Origin of the sequence: Microcoleus sp. Pol11C2 (genome assembly GCF_036701505.1) — a bacterium.
Lineage (GTDB): Bacteria > Cyanobacteriota > Cyanobacteriia > Cyanobacteriales > Microcoleaceae > Microcoleus.
On sequence record NZ_JAUBQX010000016.1, the window covers coordinates 99091 to 117496 of the forward strand.

Annotated in this window: 15 protein-coding genes and 1 tRNA gene; 9 read left to right on the forward strand and 7 right to left on the reverse strand. The window is 46.7% G+C overall.

The genetic code is table 11. The annotated features are described in order from the left end of the window. Positions 1–61: 61 nt before the first annotated feature. The gene (locus QUA42_RS11980) at positions 62–1195 is read right to left on the reverse strand and encodes an ABC transporter ATP-binding protein (RefSeq protein WP_333137488.1); all 1134 of its coding nucleotides are present in this window, start codon (positions 1193–1195) and stop codon (positions 62–64) included. Positions 1196–1245: 50 nt separating this feature from the next. Beyond that, positions 1246–1815, reverse strand: coding sequence for an HD domain-containing protein (locus tag QUA42_RS11985; RefSeq protein ID WP_333137489.1), 570 nt, complete (start codon positions 1813–1815; stop codon positions 1246–1248). Between the two features lie 144 nt (positions 1816–1959). Here QUA42_RS11985 and QUA42_RS27735 point away from each other — a divergent pair, with 144 nt between their 5' ends. Both QUA42_RS27735 and QUA42_RS27740 read left to right on the forward strand, forming a co-directional pair. Beyond that, positions 1960–2199 (forward strand): hypothetical protein, encoded by a 240-nt coding sequence (locus QUA42_RS27735; protein ID WP_445301308.1) that lies wholly within the window; start codon positions 1960–1962, stop codon positions 2197–2199. Positions 2200–2409: 210 nt separating this feature from the next. Then, on the forward strand, positions 2410–2682 hold the full coding sequence (locus tag QUA42_RS27740; RefSeq protein ID WP_445301310.1) for a Uma2 family endonuclease: 273 nt from the start codon (positions 2410–2412) through the stop codon (positions 2680–2682). 609 nt (positions 2683–3291) lie between these two features. Here the strand turns inward: QUA42_RS27740 and QUA42_RS11995 are convergent. Beyond that, positions 3292–3693, reverse strand: a complete 402-nt coding sequence (locus tag QUA42_RS11995; RefSeq protein WP_333137490.1) for a fasciclin domain-containing protein — start codon at positions 3691–3693, stop codon at positions 3292–3294. A 422-nt stretch (positions 3694–4115) separates the two neighbouring features. Here QUA42_RS11995 and QUA42_RS12000 point away from each other — a divergent pair, with 422 nt between their 5' ends. The 6 genes from QUA42_RS12000 to QUA42_RS12025 all read left to right on the forward strand — a co-directional run bounded on the left by QUA42_RS12000 (position 4116) and on the right by QUA42_RS12025 (position 12527). Then, complete coding sequence (locus tag QUA42_RS12000) at positions 4116–5153, forward strand: aldo/keto reductase (protein ID WP_333137491.1); 1038 nt, start codon at positions 4116–4118, stop codon at positions 5151–5153. 835 nt (positions 5154–5988) lie between these two features. Then, positions 5989–7290, forward strand: a complete 1302-nt coding sequence (locus QUA42_RS12005) for a glycosyltransferase family 1 protein (protein ID WP_333137492.1) — start codon at positions 5989–5991, stop codon at positions 7288–7290. A 123-nt stretch (positions 7291–7413) separates the two neighbouring features. Further along, the gene (gene glf, locus QUA42_RS12010; RefSeq protein ID WP_333137493.1) at positions 7414–8649 is read left to right on the forward strand and encodes a UDP-galactopyranose mutase; all 1236 of its coding nucleotides are present in this window, start codon (positions 7414–7416) and stop codon (positions 8647–8649) included. A gap of 111 nt (positions 8650–8760) precedes the next feature. Continuing rightward, the gene (locus QUA42_RS12015) at positions 8761–9117 is read left to right on the forward strand and encodes an STAS domain-containing protein (RefSeq protein WP_333137494.1); all 357 of its coding nucleotides are present in this window, start codon (positions 8761–8763) and stop codon (positions 9115–9117) included. Positions 9118–9339: 222 nt separating this feature from the next. Continuing rightward, positions 9340–11223, forward strand: a complete 1884-nt coding sequence (locus QUA42_RS12020; RefSeq protein WP_333137502.1) for a glycoside hydrolase family 2 TIM barrel-domain containing protein — start codon at positions 9340–9342, stop codon at positions 11221–11223. A 185-nt stretch (positions 11224–11408) separates the two neighbouring features. Next, entirely contained in the window at positions 11409–12527 is a 1119-nt protein-coding gene (locus QUA42_RS12025) for a beta-glucosidase (RefSeq protein ID WP_333137495.1), read from the forward strand. A 148-nt stretch (positions 12528–12675) separates the two neighbouring features. Here the strand turns inward: QUA42_RS12025 and QUA42_RS12030 are convergent, their stop codons facing one another. The 3 genes from QUA42_RS12030 to QUA42_RS12040 all read right to left on the reverse strand — a co-directional run bounded on the left by QUA42_RS12030 (position 12676) and on the right by QUA42_RS12040 (position 15192). Next, the gene (locus tag QUA42_RS12030) at positions 12676–13710 is read right to left on the reverse strand and encodes a hypothetical protein (RefSeq protein WP_333137496.1); all 1035 of its coding nucleotides are present in this window, start codon (positions 13708–13710) and stop codon (positions 12676–12678) included. Positions 13711–13985: 275 nt separating this feature from the next. Beyond that, a tRNA-Glu gene (locus tag QUA42_RS12035) sits at positions 13986–14058 on the reverse strand. Positions 14059–14145: 87 nt separating this feature from the next. Next, positions 14146–15192 (reverse strand): M42 family peptidase, encoded by a 1047-nt coding sequence (locus QUA42_RS12040; protein ID WP_333137497.1) that lies wholly within the window; start codon positions 15190–15192, stop codon positions 14146–14148. Positions 15193–15927: 735 nt separating this feature from the next. Between QUA42_RS12040 and QUA42_RS12045 the strand changes: the two genes are divergently transcribed. Then, complete coding sequence (locus QUA42_RS12045) at positions 15928–17646, forward strand: ATP-binding protein (protein WP_333137498.1); 1719 nt, start codon at positions 15928–15930, stop codon at positions 17644–17646. Between the two features lie 145 nt (positions 17647–17791). Here the strand turns inward: QUA42_RS12045 and QUA42_RS12050 are convergent. Continuing rightward, the coding region (locus tag QUA42_RS12050; RefSeq protein WP_333137499.1) for an SIMPL domain-containing protein at positions 17792–18406 on the reverse strand (615 nt) is incomplete at its 5' end.

Below are 18406 nucleotides of genomic sequence, written 5' to 3' on the forward strand. Positions count from 1 at the left end.
TACGCACTGCGACTAAAAAACCGGTGGCTAATTACCCCTGCGTAAGTCCTGTTCAATCAAGTTAAGGATACAGCGCCTCGCCGGTGGAGGGGTCAAATATAAATAGTCGATCGAAGTCAAGCTGTACCTTCAGCAGATCGCCCGATCGCAAGCGAACACTCGCAGGTATTTGTAACTGTACAGTAGTTTCAGCACTCAACAAAGGCAAACTCGCCCGAATTAAAGTTTCTCGCCCCAGAGGTTCCACTACTTTTACCTCTACATCAAGAGGGACTTTTTCTAAAGCCCAAACATCGGTTTTCAAATCCTCATCTTCTACTGTTTGTGGGGTAAAGATTTCTATATTTTCTGGACGGATGCCCAAATCAAATCCTTGTCCTTCTCTCGCCTGCAATTTTTTCTGAATCGAGGGCGGACAGGCTAAATGTTGATTTCCCACTTGAAAGGATTCGTTAGTATAAATTGCAGGCAAAATGTTCATGGCGGGATTGCCTAAAAATGTGGCAACCATGCGGTTAGCTGGTTTGGCATAAATGCTTTGCGGATCTCCAATTTGTTGAATTTTTCCTCCATTTAAGACGACAATCTTATCAGCTAAAGTCATCGCTTCCACTTGGTCGTGGGTGACGTAAATTGTGGTAATTCCCAACCGTTGATGCAGTTGTTTGAGTTCGGCTCTAGTGTCGTCTCGCAGTTGAGCATCGAGGTTAGAAAGCGGTTCATCTAAAAGAAATACTTTCGGTTCGCGGGCGATCGCCCTTCCGAGTGCTACCCGCTGCTGCTGTCCGCCTGATAGCTGTTTGGGCTTACGCTTGAGGAGATGGTCGATCGAGAGCGATCGGGCTACTGTTTCGACTCGTTCTTGAATTTGAGTCGGGTCAACATTCCGCATCCGCAATCCAAAAGCCAAGTTTTCGGCGACAGTCATGTGCGGATAAAGCGCGTAATTTTGAAACACCATTGCTACATCCCGCTGTCTCGCCGGAATGTTGTTCACTAAATTATCTCCGATGTAAAGATTGCCGGAAGTTGCAGTTTCTAAACCTGCAATTGTCCGCATAATTGTGGATTTCCCGCAGCCGGATGGCCCGACTAATACCCAAAATTCCCCGTCCGGGATTTTGAAGCTGATGTTTTCGATCGCGGTGACGTTTTGGTAGCGTCGGGTAATATTTTCTAAGCGAACATTTGCCATTTTGTGACTGTAATTGGTAATTGATAATTAGTGATTTTTACCTTCAGTCTTCAGCCTTCAGAAAACTGTTCTAATTCTAAAACTGTGCGGTCTAATTCTTCAACTATAGGCGTTAACTCAGCTTTGCGGAATGCTTCTACTAAAGAACGATAATACCAGAGAGAACCCTCTTTGCCACCTTTGAAGCGTTCCCAAACAACGTCACCCAATTGACGGGAATCTTTCAGGATTGATCGAACATTATAAAGTTTATCAGCAGCCGAGACTAATCTGACCGAGCCAGAAGCTGTAGAAATGCGATCTATATAAGCTTGTTTTCGCTGTCGCCAAGGGGGTTTCGGCGTCTCGTCACTGTCAGTACAGCAGTCTACAATCGCTGTGACAGTATTCCCAAAGCGGCGGCGGATGGCTTCGCGGGTGGTGGCGCCGCCTTGATCTTCGATCGCATCGTGAAGCAAAGCTGCGATCGCCTCATCTTCATTTGCCCCATATTCTAAAGCTATACTAGCAGTGCCCAACAAATGGGCAATGTAGGGAACCCCGGAACCTTTGCGAACTTGGGTAGCGTGCAATTCGGCAGCATAGGTGAGGGCTTCAGAAAAACGGTTTGAGAGAATCATGAAAGTCACCTTTCTGAATTGCTATGATATATAAATTGTCGGGCTAAGTTGAAAATACAAAATCTACCCATTTCAATCATGTCATCAAATGCGATCGAGAGCGCTCGTTTGTACAAGTATAAGCGTTAATAAGAGGTTTCTAGCATGACAGCTACTATAATTATATCCAAAAATGCCGACCCAAATTTAGAGCCAAAATCACCTTCACAATTAGAAAATATACCCAAAATTTTCCCAGAATCTCAGCAAAAAAAAGTCATATTTCTAGATGAGTTTTTAGTCAAGCCTCCGGATAGAATGCAATGGGTTGACGGCAACTTAGTGGAGAAAACAGGAATAACATTCAAGCACAGTCTAGCTCAATCTAAATTAGTCCGTTACTGAGGCAATTACAAAGACTCCAGCGGACAGGGAGGAGAAGTTCTCACCGAAATACTTTGCCGCACTGGCAAGCAGGGTCGTCGTCCCGATGTTGCTTAGGAATGAAAAATAAATAAGGTGACTAATAGATAAATAGTTTACCTTGGATCAAGGCTTCTGGGGTTTAATTGTGCAAGTTATTGATTTTTCATTCCTTACATCACTCCAGAACTGCTGCCCGACTCAGGCAATTTTACAGCATTTTCCCAAAGTTTTCCTTTGATAGCGGAAGTTACTTCCCCAGAAGATATCGGCGAAGAGTTATTTGCGAAAGCTCAAGAATATTTGGAATCGGGATGTTTAGAAGTTTGGTTGCTGTTTCCTGAAGCGAGATTAATATTTGTGAATGCAGGGCAACGCTGGCTGTTGTTGAATTCGGATGAAGTTGTTAACACTCAAAGGGTACTTACAGGTTTTAGCGTAGCTGTGAGTGAATTGTTGGCTTGAGGAATGTGTAAAAGTAATTTATTAAAATTATAAAAATAGCCTTTAAAATATTGGAACTCCAGGTAATTAACGTTAGGTTAAGACCGGGATTAATGACTATTTTGGATCGAAAAAACCTCATTTAATATACTCTAGTGGTAACTTTTAACTCTTGACCAATTCGCTCGCGTTCCACTATAACGTTCCGCTTTTTCAAATCAACTCAAAGGCGTTTTTCTGGATTTAAAAGAGGGTGCAACTCAGCTTCATCATAATGGACGGGTAATCAATTTTTCTTAGTCTGTTACACGTTGGATTTTGCCGACTTATGGCGTTTACTCAGGAACCAAAGCAGCGCTATATCGCTCTTTGGTCACTCTGGGAAGACTATAATCAAGGAAAATCGCTGAGTGAAACCTCGTCCCTGATTATGATAGCGCCGAGGGAGCCATTCCTGTAATTGAAGATGATCCTGATTTCCACTTTTCTTCCGCCTAGACACATAAAAGAGCGATAGTTTTAATTATCGAGCTGCGTAAAATATTTCAATCTCAACTATCAATTAAAACAGGGCGGTGGCTGTTGTTAGCCACCGCCCTCAAGATAGTATTGCGCTATCTAAATCTGTGCTTACGCAGGAAGCAAGACTGAATCAATAATGTGGATGACACCATTATCAGCAGCCACATCGGCTGTTGTAACGGTAGAATCATTGATTTTTACGCCATTGGAAGCATCAATTTTAACTTCTGAACCTTCAACTGTCTTGGCAGATGTCAGGTTGACTACATCAGCAGCCATAACTTTGCCAGAAACGACATGATAAGTCAAGATTTTTGTGAGCTTAGGAATGTCCTTAAGCAGTGCTTCTACAGTACCTGCGGGAAGCTTAGCAAAAGCTTCGTCAGTAGGCGCAAAAACTGTGAAGGGGCCAGCGCCTTTGAGAGTCTCTACTAAACCAGCAGCTTTGACAGCAGCAACTAGGGTTGTAAAAGATCCAGCCGAAACGGCGGTATCAACGATATCAGCCAAGTGAGTCACCTAGTTTTTGTAATCTATAAATCAATATAACGCTAAAAAGTTAATTTAGCTACATTAATTTTTTCTCTAGTTCTGTCTGGTTTTCGGATTATTTAAGATTGCATTTTTTATTTAACTCCTTTTCTACAAAAACTATCTAAAGATAGATATTTATTTTGCCGTTTTACTGTATTTTAATGTATTTATGTAATCCTAAATACATTAGTAAGACGATCGCCCCTGCGCGCTTTTTAAACTAAACGCAGGGGGGAGACTGCATCGCCCCTGCTACGACATTTTGATTAACTTGGCAAAACATTCAACCCTCAGCGCAGCGTTAACACATTACAAAAGCCCGCCACCCCGACTGATGGCAACAGTTGGGGAAATCCCGATCTACACTGTTAACAACCATTAACTAGGGGAAGGGTGACATGAGATACAAACTACTAGGTCACAGCGGGCTTCGCGTTTCCGAAATCTGCCTCGGAACCATGACTTTTGGGGAAGAGTGGGGTTGGGGGAGCTCCTACGACGAAAGCCGGAAAATGTTCGACGCCTTTGCAGAAGCGGGCGGCAATTTCATTGATACCGCGAATCTCTACACCAACGGTACTAGCGAAAAATATGTCGGTGAGTTAATCGCAGGCGATCGCGAAAAATGGGTAGTTGCCACTAAGTATAGCCTCAACATGAAGAATGGCGAAATCAACGGTTTCGGCAACCACCGCAAAAATATGGTACAAGCAGTAGAGGCCAGTTTGAAGCGATTGCAAGTTGAATACATAGATTTGCTGTGGCTGCACGCTTGGGATTTTACCACACCAGTCGAAGAAGTGATGCGCGCTTTTGACGATTTGGTGCGCGTCGGTAAAGTTCTTTACATAGGCATTTCCGATACGCCGGCGTGGATTATTTCTCAAGCAAACACCATCGCTAATCTGCGCGGTTGGACACCATTTATCGGCTTGCAAATCGAGTATTCTTTAAAAGAGCGAACTCCTGAACGGGACTTGATCCCTATGGCAAAAGCCTTTGATATTGGCGTCACAGCTTGGAGTCCCCTAGCCGCCGGTTTGCTGACAGGAAAATACAACACTTCAGAAACAGCCAGCGAAGCTAAACGGCTGAATTCACCTGAATCTGGGAAAATTAACGAACGAGACCTCAAAATTGCTGACGAAGTTAGCAAAATAGCAGCCGAAATTGGCAAACCTGCTTCTCAAGTAGCCCTAAATTGGCTGCGACAACAGCCAGTCGAAGTTATTCCGATTGTGGGTTCGCGCAAACTCTCGCAACTTCAGGAAAATCTCGCTTGTTTAGAGTTTGAATTAACCCCGGAACAAATGCAACAGTTAGACAAAGTAAGTGCAATTGAATTGGGTTTTCCTCACGATTTCTTAAAGAGTTCGACGGTGCAAGATTTTGCCTTTGGAGGTGGAATCGCCAAGATTGACAGACGCCGATTGTAAAGTTGCTGCTATTTTCTAGTTGCGGATTGAGATGGCTATTTTGCCTTTGATTGCAGATAGCGGCGAACCCGCCCTTAGAGGGATGATTGACATTTGTGCTGTGGGCGCAAGGTTAAACTGACGCCCACAGCGCCAATGTCATCATCTTGGTTTCTTCCCACAGACTCGCGCAAAATCTTAGGTTTATCGTTGCGGTTGCCTGGTTTCTGTGATATTGTTGAGACAGGTGCGGTTCGGTAAGTTTAACCTCAGTGCATAAACTGTCAATTGTTAATCTATCGGAAGTCATAAATCTCGGAGACTACTTGGTATATTAGGATACAAATTTACCCAATTAGCGCTAGGATGAGTTAAAAAAAGCAAGGTTTGTCAAATCAAAAAGCAACATAAACTTGATGGCAAATTTTCTCTCATCTTCAAATAAAGCAATAAAACTCGCTCTTTTTTCACCCCATACCTGCCAGTTAAAAGTCATTTTACAAGGTCGATCGGCATCTTAACGGCTTTGGAACCCCGCATACAAGCTAGGTGTCTCCTGAGATAAAAGTCATCCTTCAGATAGAAGTTAGGGCAGAAAAACTGGGTTACATTTAACAACAATAGCAAGTCTAACAATATTAACTTATCTCCAAGTTTCAATTCTGAAAAAAGCAGATAAGCCTGTTTTTTCCGCAGCTAAACAGTTTCTTTGTTTGGCTCACTGAATGCGGCGCTTGCTCGTCAATAAAAGTTCTCAGATTTATGCTTGCGACTTTCAGTAAGACACTGCTGAGAAATATATCCTATTGACAACTTTTAACGGACAAATTTTCATTGACAAATTCCAGAGGCTAATATGTCGCCCCCAGAAAACTCAGTAAACAATAATTATAGCAATAAAGAGCGAGCATGGGAGATCCGATTTACCTCTATAGATCCAGCCAAATCTCCATCTCAATTCGCACCCTCGCCCGCATTGCGCGCCAACTTATCAAAAACTGAGGCTGTAGATGCACCAGATTTAGTTTGCCTGTCCCATTTGCGGTGGAATTTTGTCTATCAACGTCCGCAACATCTCTTGAGTCGCTGTGCCAAAACTCGTCGCGTATTCTTTGTAGAAGAACCTGTGTTTAGCGCGGCTACAGATTGGTGGCTTGATGTGAGCATCCACGAAAGCGGAGTCTGGGTAATAGTACCGCACCTGAGCGAAGGAACCAGCGAAGCAACAGCACAAACTGCTCAGCAAGCTATGCTAGATGATTTGTTTCGAGCGGCAGAAATTAGCCAGTACATCCTCTGGTATTACACACCAATGGCTGTCAGTTTCACAAGCCACTTACAGCCACTAGCTGTAGTCTACGATTGCATGGATGAACTGTCAGCATTCCAAGGCGCGCACCCGGATTTAAAAGCCAATGAAAACCAATTATTAAAGCGCGCTAGCGTAGTATTTACCGGGGGACACAACCTTTACGAAGCCAAACAGCACCAGCACCCAAACATTCACCCCTTCCCCAGCAGCATCGAAAAAGAACACTTTGGGACAGCCAGGAATCTTTCAGAAGAACCGGCCGATCAAAAAGACATTCCTCACCCGCGTTTGGGATTTTATGGCGTTATAGACGAACGCATGGATATCGAACTGCTAGCGGGCATGGCCCAAGCAAGACCGGACTGGCATTTAGTCATCATTGGCCCGGTGGTGAAAATCGACCCGGAAACTCTGCCAACTCACCCAAATATCCACTATCTCGGCGGCAAATCTTATCAAGAACTGCCAGCGTATCTTGGCGGATGGGATATAGCCATGCTGCCTTTTGCGATTAACGAATCGACTAAGTTTATTAGTCCCACAAAAACTCCAGAATACCTCGCTGCCGGCAAACCGGTGATTTCTACTCCTATCCGCGACGTGGTGCGACCCTACGGAGAAAACGGCTTGGTTCGGATTGCTAGCAATTCTTCAGAATTCGTTGCTTGTGCCGAAGAAATCCTCAGCGAAAGTTCGGACGTTCGCACGAAGTGGCTGAGCGAAGTAGACGCCTTTTTAGCAGACAATTCTTGGGACAATACCTGGGGCGAAATGCTGGGGTTGATCGAAAGTGCGATGGACGACAAACGGCAGAAAGCAGAAGGCCGGATGAAAGTTTTAAGTTAGGAATGTTGAGGTTGAAGTTAAAGAGTTACACTTTACGGATTCAAAAACTAACACTCAACACTCCTCGCTGTATGTCCAATTACCAATTATTCCTTACCCTTACCCACAATTAGAGGTGTTTCAATGTTTGACTATTTAATCGTCGGAGCCGGATTTGCAGGTAGCGTCATTGCCGAAAGACTAGCAAATGAGGCTGGAAAAACAGTCCTGATAATTGATACCCGCAACCACATCGGCGGCAACGCATACGATCACTACGACAACCACGGCATCCTCGTACACAAATACGGTCCCCACATTTTTCACACCAATTCGCGCCAAGTTTTCGAGTATCTTTCTCGGTTCACCGAGTGGCGGCCTTACGAACACCGCGTCCTCGCCAGCGTTGACGGTCAACTGTTGCCAATTCCAATCAATCTCAACACCGTAAACAAACTTTACGGGCTGAATCTCACGTCATTTGAAGTAGAAGATTTCTTCGCGAAAGTAGCCGAACCAAAAGATTACATTCGCACTTCCGAAGATGTCGTTGTCAGCAAAGTCGGTCGCGAACTTTACGAGAAATTCTTCCGCAACTACACCCGCAAACAGTGGGGAATGGACCCGTCGGAACTAGACAAATCAGTGATTGCCCGCGTTCCTACTCGCATTAACCGGGACGATCGCTATTTTACCGATACCTATCAAGCAATGCCCCTGCACGGCTACACTCGGATGTTTGAAAAGATGCTTTCTCACCCAAACATCAAGGTGATGCTGAATACCGACTACCGGGAGATTGAGGGCTTTATCCCTTACGGGGAAATGATTTACACCGGGCCAGTCGATTCCTATTTCAATTATTGCTACGGCAAACTGCCTTACCGTTCCTTGGAATTTAAGCACGAAACGCTGAACGTACCTGTACACCAAGAAGCACCGGTGGTAAATTACCCGAACGAGCATTTATATACTCGCTGCACGGAGTTTAAATACCTCACGGGACAAGAGCATCTAAAAACTAGCATTGTCTACGAATATCCCCAAGCTGAGGGAGACCCTTACTACCCGGTTCCACGTCCAGAAAATGCCGAAATTTACAAGAAATATAAGGCTTTGGCTGATGCAACTCCGGGAGTTTCTTTCGTGGGAAGGCTGGCGACTTACAGGTATTACAACATGGATCAAGTGGTCGCTCAAGCTCTGACAACTTACACACAAATTACTACCAAGCCGGTGATTGAATTGGTAGAAAATGTTAACGCTTCAGCCTCTAATGTCAGCTCATCCAATGGAGTCGCCAATCGCCCAGCCACAACTGCTTTAGAAGTCGCTGCTGTCAACCACGGCAACAGCAACGGCAATGGCAACGGCAAATAGCAAGTAGCTGGAAGCTGCGAGTTACGGGTAAAAATGTAAGGTGCTCACAGAGCACCTTACTCGGTATTCATCAAAAGTTATTTAATAATTCAAACAAACATTGAGGTAAAAATGAACGTTCTAGTTAAAATTGTTTTGTCTCATGAGGTTTTGGAAAATTCTCAATTTGCTCAGTTTCAGAAAGAAATACAGCGTCTAATAGAAAGCGGGGGCAAAATTCTTATGCTGGATTTCTCAAAAATAAATTTCCTAAAAAATTCCGAGTTAATGGCTGTAGTGGCGATCGTGAAATTAGTTAGAGACAGCGAATGTATACTTTTGATCTCTGCCATGAGCGAACAAGTTAGAATTCTATTTGAACTCACGGGACTACAGCAAATATTTCAGTGTTTGCCGTTGGCCGAAGAATTTTCTCTCAAAAGTGAGCTAACTGAACCGTTAGGAGGCTTGCAAAGTCTGGCTAGCTAGAGGGAGAATGAGAGAGGGGGAGAGTGGGGGATAGAAAAAATCTTCCTTATTTTTTCTTCCTGGTTTATACTTCTTTCTTCTGACTAATGACTTCAGCACAAGAGAGCCTTCTGATGAGGCTGTTTTAAGGTGCAGAACTTTTGCAAATTAATCAGCAAAAAACTTGTCAAAGTCGGGGTAATTGTAGCTAACCTATAAATATAACTTTGGGTAGATGTGCCGATGAGTTGGTTAGGTAGAGAACTAGAAAATTGCGAGATAGAAGAGTCTGCAACTCTTGATAGTAAGGTGACAGTTCAAGGACGGAAAACAGGTTATCCGCGCCCCCAACTGCGCCGGAGCAACTGGATTTGTCTCAATGGTCAGTGGAGGTTTGCTTACGATGACGCGGGCCACTGCGTGCAGCCGATCGATATTTCTGAGTGGACTCACACTATAGAAGTGCCGTTTGCTCCAGAATCGGCAAAAAGCGGGATCGGCGACACGAATTTTCACGCCAACTGCTGGTATGAACGCGAATTTGACATACCCCACACAGAAGGCAGAGTTCTCCTCCACTTTGGGGCCGTAGACTACCGCGCCCGCGTCTGGGTGAACGGTCAGTTTGTCATCGAACACGAAGGCGGACACACTCCTTTCACCGCAGACATTACAGCAGTTGTGAATCTCAACGGGATGCAGCGGGTTACAGTCTGGGCCCACGACGACCCGCAAGATTTGGAACAACCCCGTGGCAAGCAAGACTGGCAAATAGAGCCGCACAGTATTTGGTATCCGCGCACGACCGGTATTTGGCAGACGGTGTGGGTAGAATTGGTGCCTCACACTTATATCGAGCGCATCCGCTGGACTCCGCAGTTTGAACGCTGGGAAATTGGTTTTGAAGCGTTTGTCGCGGGCGATCGCCAGTCGGGAATCCAGATTAAAGTTAAACTGTCGATCGGCTGTATGCTTCTGGTCAACGACACCTACGAAGTCATCAACGGCGAAATCCACCGCCGCATCGCCCTCTCCGACCCTGGTATCGACGACTACCGCAACGAATTGCTGTGGAGTCCCGAAAAACCGACATTAATCAACGCTCAAGTGCAGTTGTGGGCGGACGGCAAACTACTCGACGAGGTTAAATCTTATACCGCCATGAGGACGGTCAGCATCCAGCGCGATCGCTTCATGCTCAACGGCCGCCCCTACTATTTGCGACTGGTGCTCGACCAAGGTTACTGGCCCGACACCATGATGACTGCCCCTTCCGACGAAGCTTTGCGGCACGATGTCGAATTAGTCAAAGCAATGGGTTTCAACGGCGTCCGCAAGCACCAAAAAATCGAAGACCCCCGATTTTTGTACTGGGCTGACGTGCTGGGGCTCCTAGTTTGGGAAGAAATGCCCAGCGCCTACCGCTTCACTCCCAAAGCCGTACAACGGCTGACGCGGGAGTGGACGGAAGTCATCGAGCGCGACGGCAGCCACCCCTGTATCGTAGTCTGGGTGCCGTTCAACGAATCTTGGGGAGTTCCGAATTTAGTCGAAGCCGCAGCCCACCGCAACTACGTGCAAGCGCTGTATTTCTTGACAAAAACCCTCGATCCGACTCGCCCCGTCATCGGTAACGACGGCTGGGAAAGCATCGATACCGACATCCTGGCGATTCACGACTACGACAACAATCCGCAAACCCTAGCCAAGCGCTACGGGCCCGAAGTCCAGCTAGCCGATTTGTTTGATCGCGGGCGTCCCGGCGGGCGAGTCCTCACCCTCGACGGCCACCCGCACCAAGGACAGCCGATGATGCTGACAGAATTCGGTGGCATTGCCTGCGCCGGTCGCGAAAACCCTGATTTTTACAGGGTTTGGGGCTATGTGCGCGCGTCGGACACGTTGGAACTCCAAAGGCGCTACAGCGCGCTGTTGAAGGTGGTAAACCAAGTGGAAATGTTCAGCGGATTTTGTTACACGCAGTTAACCGATACTTACCAAGAAGCTAACGGTTTGCTGTATGCCGATCGCACTCCCAAGTTTCCCGTAGAGGTGATCGCCGCGGCAACTCTCGGCTGGGATATTCCCGAAGAAAGTTCACAGCCGCAAGCTATTACTCAGTGCTAATTGGTGATTTGTCAAGGAAAAAGTAAAAATCTGAGATTTTTTTCTCATTTCATTTTGACTTTTTGCCGATCGATATAGTTCTTACAAAAACACCTTTTGTAGTAAGGGCTTTAATCCTTTCTGATTAAGATTTAAGGACTCAAGTCCTGACTACAAACCTTAATGACCCATTACCCATTGGATTGATGTTTCAAAGTTTTTTCATGGGCGGATTTGAATGTTCCACCCACAGAGTGCAATCTGGAAAACGCCTCGATGTCACAGCCGCCACCGGTCACGATAAATTTGCAGCAGCCGACTACCAACGCTTGCAGCAGCAAGGCATTTACACAGTCCGCGAAGGCCTGCGCTGGCACTTAATCGAACAGACACCCGGAAAATACGATTTTTCCAGTTCCCTGCCAATCATCCGCGCCGCCCGCGACATGAAAATGCAGGTAATTTGGGATTTGTTTCACTACGGCTGGCCAGACGATATTGATATTTTCAGTCCCGAATTTGTGTCCAGGTTTGCAAGCATGGTGCGCGCTTTTATGGAAGTGCTAACTGAGGAAACAGACCAAACACCTTTCGTAACACCTGTTAATGAAATTTCATTTATTGCTTGGGCCGGCGGCGATGTCGCGTACATCAATCCGTTTGCAAAAGGGCGGGGAGACGAGCTCAAAATCCAGCTAGTCAAAGCTGCGATCGCAGCAATAGAATCAGTTTGGGAAGTCAATCCCCGCACTCGCATCGTTCAAATCGATCCCACAATTAACATTATTGCCGATCCTGACAAACCGGAGGATCGGGACGCGGCGGAAGGTTATCGCTTATCTCAATATCAAGCTTGGGATATGTTGGCTGGACGTTTTCGCCCAGAACTCGGCGGTAAGGAAAAATATCTCGATATTATTGGGGTGAATTATTACGATCGCAATCAGTGGATTCACAATGAAGACCCAATGAAATACACCGATCCGCTGTACCGCCCGTTTCGTGAATTGCTGCAAGAAGTGTTTGAGCGCTATCGTCGCCCCTTATTCATAGCCGAAACAGGCACTGAAGACGATTTTAGACCTGTCTGGTTTAATTATGTTTGCACTGAGGTAATAGCGGCGATGAAAGCAGGAGTTCCGATAGAGGGAATCTGCTTGTATCCGATTGTTAACCATCCGGGTTGGGACGACGACAGGCACTGTTACAATGGTTTGTGGGATTATTGCAATGAATCGGGCGATCGAGAAATTTATCAGCCTTTGGCGGATGAATTGCAGTTTCAAAGGGAGCAGATTGAACCGTTGCTGAAGTTGCGAGATTGATGATTGCTATATAATCATGAAACCCAACATCAACTGTTGTTGGGTTTCACTAAGTTCAACCCAACCTACTACAGAAATTTCGATCGAGCGGACACGATCTAAGATCCCGTATCACAATTTTGTATGTAATCTATCCCACATCTTCGTTTTAAACTTTTTCACTTTGCCTGGCTTTTGCTTCCAACTCTGCCATTTTTTCCATCCTTAGTTCATGTAATGTCTTCTTAATCGAACTAAGCATTGCCCATTCATAAATATTTATAGAAGACCAACCAGTAACTTTCTTTCCCCAATTATTATAGGAGATTTCTTCCCCATTAAATCTGACAAATGTATCATCAATTATGATAGCTTCAGAGCTTTTAAAATTTTTAATTTCAAGGCTATCCCCAGCTTTGATTAATTCCCACTCAAACAACTGATCCATTCGAGGTAGCCAAGTTCTATTAAAGGCAGAAGCAGTGGATATAATTTCTTCCTTGATTGTAGAAGATTCTCCGGCTAAACCCACGTAAAAATCATCCAGTTGTGCCGGAGGCAAAATTTTCTCAATACTCAAAAAACCTTGGTCTCCTATAAAAACAGGAGTGATATTAAGACAGATGGCGTCTACCCCATTTGCAATCAACCAAGCAACAGCAGAAAGGGTTTGCTCATCAAAGGATGAGGCTATAAGTATTATTCGTTGTTTTTTGTTAAAAGTTTTGAGTGCGTCATTGCTGGACAAGAATTTATTCAACTCTCGTCTCGCTTTTTCACTAGGAGTCAAATCACCTAATTCATACTCATATTTGTGGATCTCGATATACGAACTATAGACCAACTCTACAAGGGATTCAGGTGTAGAAATTTTGGCGTAACTCGCGGCATACCTGATAGCTTGAAATTCAAAAGGTTCTTTTCTGGCTTTGATGTCTTGTACGTCGCGTTTAATCTCGATTAGAACAATATTGCCATCTGCATCAATGGCAGTTAAGTCGCTAATCCCATTACTTGCATTACGAACTTGTTGACCTACAACTAGAAGAGTTTGGTCATCCCCAAAGAGCAAATTAATGTTTTTGCGTAAGAACTCTTCAATATGTCTTTCCTGTAAGTTTAAGTCTTTAAAGTTTCTAACTTTTATTTCTATTGCTTCGTTCCTTTGGATGCCGCTGTGGTCGAAAGTAACAGGTATGTACATCGCACTCCCTTTGCTGCTATTAGCTGTCTAAGTGTTCAACTATATTGAGCCTATGTATCCGCTCAATAATCCGGGGTAAATCGCTCAACGATGCACCAGGAACCAAACTAAATAAAGCCGGGCCGGTTTTTGCGGTTGCTGCAGGCTGTGACGGGTCTTCTGGGTAAAAACCTGGTTTCTGGCTATCCGTGCGTAAGTCCTAATAGCAATAAGGGCGGGCAAAATGCCCACCCCATATACTAGATATCACTTGGATATCAGAGTTAAATTTTCAATACCCCCAGGGGAATTCGAATCCCCGTCGCATCCGTGAAAGGGATGTGTCCTAGGCCTCTAGACGATGGGGGCGCGTCGTTGCGTTTGCTTGTGTTCCGCACCTTTATTACCTTAACTAATCTTTCCCAATCTGTCAACTACTTTGCGAAACTTTTTTTTCTACTCGTCCCAAAGCTTGTCACAGTAGGCTTTGAGGATGGCCGCGCAATTGCCGATCGCCCCGAGATGAGCAATTTCAAAGCCGTGGGTGTTCTGGGTGGGGAAAGCCAAACAAGCGGCGCGGGCTACGTGGCCGAACTTCATGGCGATCGAAGCATCGCTCCCAAAACCGCTAATTACCGCCAACTGCACCTCTACATCGGCTGCTGTGGCTGCTGCGCGCAATTGGGCGTTCAATCCTTCATCGTAGACTCCGTAGCCGTCCTGAACCAGCAAAACTGGGTTTTCGCTGTCAAGAATCGGGTATTCCGGTGCCAGAGGGCAAATTTCCAAAGCGATCAGCGCATCCAACGGCTGGCGCTGCGTGAAATACAAAGCTCCGATCGCCCCAACCTCCTCCTTCGCCGACGCTACCAAATAAACATTCACCGCAGGCTCTTTCAAACATTCCGCCAGAGCCAGCAAAATCGCCACTGAAGCTTTGTTGTCCAAAGTGTAGCTCCCGATCCAGTCCTTCAACCGCAGCGGGCGCTTGCGGTGCTTTCCCACCACCATCCGCGTGCCCGGTCGAATTCCGGCCTCGGCTAATTCCTCGGCGGTACACTTAGTTTCAATCCAGGCATTTTCCCACTTTAAAGAAACATCTTCCTGCTGAGCTTTCTGAGGAGATTCGTGAGAAACATGGCGGGAACCGAAGCTGAGAATGCCGCTAATGGTTTGCTTGTCTCCGAGCAAATCGACCACGCCTTCGCCGTAAACCCAAGGAAATGCGCCGCCCAATCTGCGGACTTCCACGCGGCCACTCTCGCCTATTGTTTTAACTAGGGCGCCAATTTCGTCTTTGTGGGCGGTAATGGCGATCGACTTTTCGGGATTGCGGCCCTTAATTAGGGCGATCGCATTGTCCGCCCGATCGAGCCAAGCATTCACTCCCAGGGCGGCGAATTTTTCCATCAACCGCTGGTTAATTTCCGACTCCGCACCGCTGGGTGAGTGCAGCATTACTAATTCTTCGATTGTTTGGAACAGGCGATCGAAGTCTAACATTTTTGTTTTTCGTTTTTAGGAGCGAATTTTTACATATATTAAAGCAGATTTACAGAAAGAATTGGTTTAAAGCCCCAAGCCGTATCGGGAGAAATTAAAAGAAGACTATTCATTACTCCCATCCTCTTCCTTCCAGGTAGAGGTCGCTGTCAACTGTCAACTGTCAACTGTCAACTGAACCTCTATTACCCCGGCGGTACACTTAGTTTTAATTCGGGCATTTTCCCATTTGAAAGAAACATCTTCCTGCTGAGCTTTTTGAGGAGCCTAGGAATGAAGCAATTGGACGCAGCAAAAGGGGATTGAGTAACAAGATTCATGGGAGCGCGTGGATGCGTTGGGCAATCCGTTGGGGTTTCACCTCGCCCCCGGACAAGCTGGTGATGCGAGCAGGATGCGACCAACTGCAGCCGTTAGTGGTGGCGGATACACTGCTGCCAAACAAGGGCTATGATCCAGATCAGCGTGTGATTGACCGCCTCAATGCCGGGGGAAGACCACCGTGATTTCACCTCGCCACAATTGCAAGACCCTGGAAACTTACGATGCTCAATTGTACAAAGCCCGTCATTTGATTGAGAACTTTTTCCCCAAGCTCAAGCAGTATCAGGCAATCGCGACGCGCTATCACCCTAGCGCGGTGAACTTTCCGGCGTGCGATTATTCTGGCTGCTGCGGTCATCTGGTTGAATTGATGACACCCCCTAAATTAACTTGACAGTGCCGTAAACTAATATGCCTGACCTCTTAAGCACCTTCTTTTCTAGTAATTTCATTCCTCACGGGCATTGTTACCTCTGGAAACCGGGGTTAGTCTGGCTGCACTTAACGTCAGATGCCTTGACTACCCTGGCTTATTACTCGGTGGCGGTTGCCATTGTTTACTTTACAAATGAGCGTAAGGATCTGCCTGCCCACACGGTGATGCTGCTGGTGGGTTTCTTTTTTATCTTTGCCTTATGTGGCACGACGCACCTGATGGAAATAGTGACACTTTGGCACCCCATTTATTGGGTTTCAGGACTGATCAAAGCTGTCACTGGTGTTTGGTCTTTCTATACGTTCACCTTTTTACTAATTCCCTTAATTCCAGTGGCGCTCGATGCGCCAAGTCCAGCCCAACTCGCCCTTACAAACCAGGAACTAGAAGAGAGTCGCCGCCGTATCGAGGCGATTAATGTGGAGCTAGAGCAACGGGTGCAGGAACGCACTTCCCAACTCGAAGCGTCTAATCGCACCAAAGACGAATTATTGATGCGTGAACAAATAATTCGAGCAGACGCAGAGGCAGCCAACCGTGCCAAGGATGAGTTTCTCTCGATTCTTTCTCATGAACTCAGAACTCCTCTCAACGCGATCTTAGGGTGGTCAACGATGTTACGGCAAAAAAACCTGAGTGAGGATAAGGTGGCGCGGGCTTTGGAGACGATCGAGCGAAACGCGAAGTCTCAAGCCCAGCTCATCGAAGACATCCTCGATGTTTCTCGCATCATCACAGGTAAACTCCGCCTCCGAGTCCGTCCTGTCAATCTCGTGCCGGTGGTTGAATCGGCGATTGAGTCTGTACACTTGGCGGCTGAGGCAAAGTCAATTCGCCTGCAAAGCGTGCTCGATTCTGAAGCTGGCCCGCTCTTGGGTGATGCCGATAGGTTGCAGCAAGTTGTGTGGAATCTACTTTCTAACGCCCTCAAATTTACGCCTAAAGACGGGCGAGTCCAGATTAGTTTGCAGCGGGTTAATTCCCATGTTGAAATTACTGTCAGCGACACTGGAGCAGGCATCAGCTCGGACTTTCTACCCTTTGTCTTCGATCGCTTCAGCCAGCACGACAGCACGACTACTCGCAGTTATGGGGGGTTGGGTTTAGGATTAGCCATTGTGCGTCAATTAGTTGAATTACATGGCGGGACTGTAACGGTAGTGAGTCCAGGGGTAGGACAGGGGACGACCTTTACAGTCAAACTGCCCGTGATGATTATCCACCTACCACCCAGCGATCGAGAGCCATTAAACTCGCTGGTCGAGGCGAATGGGAGGGTTGAGGCCTCGCCGACCCTTGAAGGATTACAAATCTTAGTGGTAGAAGACGAGGCTGACGCGCTAGAGTTGCTGAGCACGATTCTCGAAAAGTATGGTGCTGATGTCATGGCTGTGGCTTCGGCCAAGGAGGCCTTGACCATTATCGAAACCGCAACCGATCGCAAGCCCGATGTTTTAGTGAGCGATATTGGGATGCCGGATGAGGATGGCTACTCCCTGATCCGCAAGTTACGTCAACTTGAAGCGCAGCGGGGCGGTAGGCTACCCGCGATCGCGCTGACGGCTTATGCCCGGAATGATGATCGTCAGCAGGCACTATTAGCAGGTTTTCAGATGCATTTGACCAAACCCGTAGATGCTGCTGAGTTAGTGGCGGTGGTGACCAGCCTCACCGGACGTACAAGCAGGTGCTAAAACCCAGGTGTTCAAGAACAAATGTTGCGTTTGAGAATAACGGGCTTCTTGTCAGCTTGGGGTGAAGGCTAGGGGTTGTGGCAAATCAAGCTTGTGAGTGTCGTCAGCAGGACAAACGTCTGTTAACTTGATGCAGGTAACAGGTCTACTGTATCCAGGATAGGTGGTTATCGAGTAGAGCCTGCATGAGTGCTAGATTCTCTAGGATGCCAATTTCATCTTTGTGAGCGGTAATGGCGATCGACTTTTGGGGATTGCGGTCGGGAATTAGGGCGATCGCACCGTTGACTTGAATGCCCAGAATGTCTCCCCGCTTGAGGTTGAGGGCGCTAAAGACTGCATCCGCTTGCGCTTGAGCATCTTGAGTTGCTTTGCGGAGTGCTTGTTTTCGAGCAGATTCGATCGCACTATCGGCAGCGACAAAACTCACGCCGTCGATGCGTGTGGCTCCGGCATTCACCGCATCGTCAAGCAAAGTGCCGGCAGATGCAGTATTAATCCGAAAACTGACGGTATTCGTCGCTGTATAGCCCGTCAAGCGCTGTTGGTTGTTGTCGAAGTTATAAATGGGATTGAGGGTGATGCCGGCAGTTTCGAGTTTTTCGACTTGGCGCGATCGCAGCAACTCTACCACAGCCGACGATCGCCTCGCCACTTCCTGCTGCACCTGGGCCGCCGTTTTCCCCTGCACCTCAACCCCCAGGCGCACTTGCGTTTGAGTTGTAGGAATCGCTTCCACACCCCGCCCAGTAACAGTCAA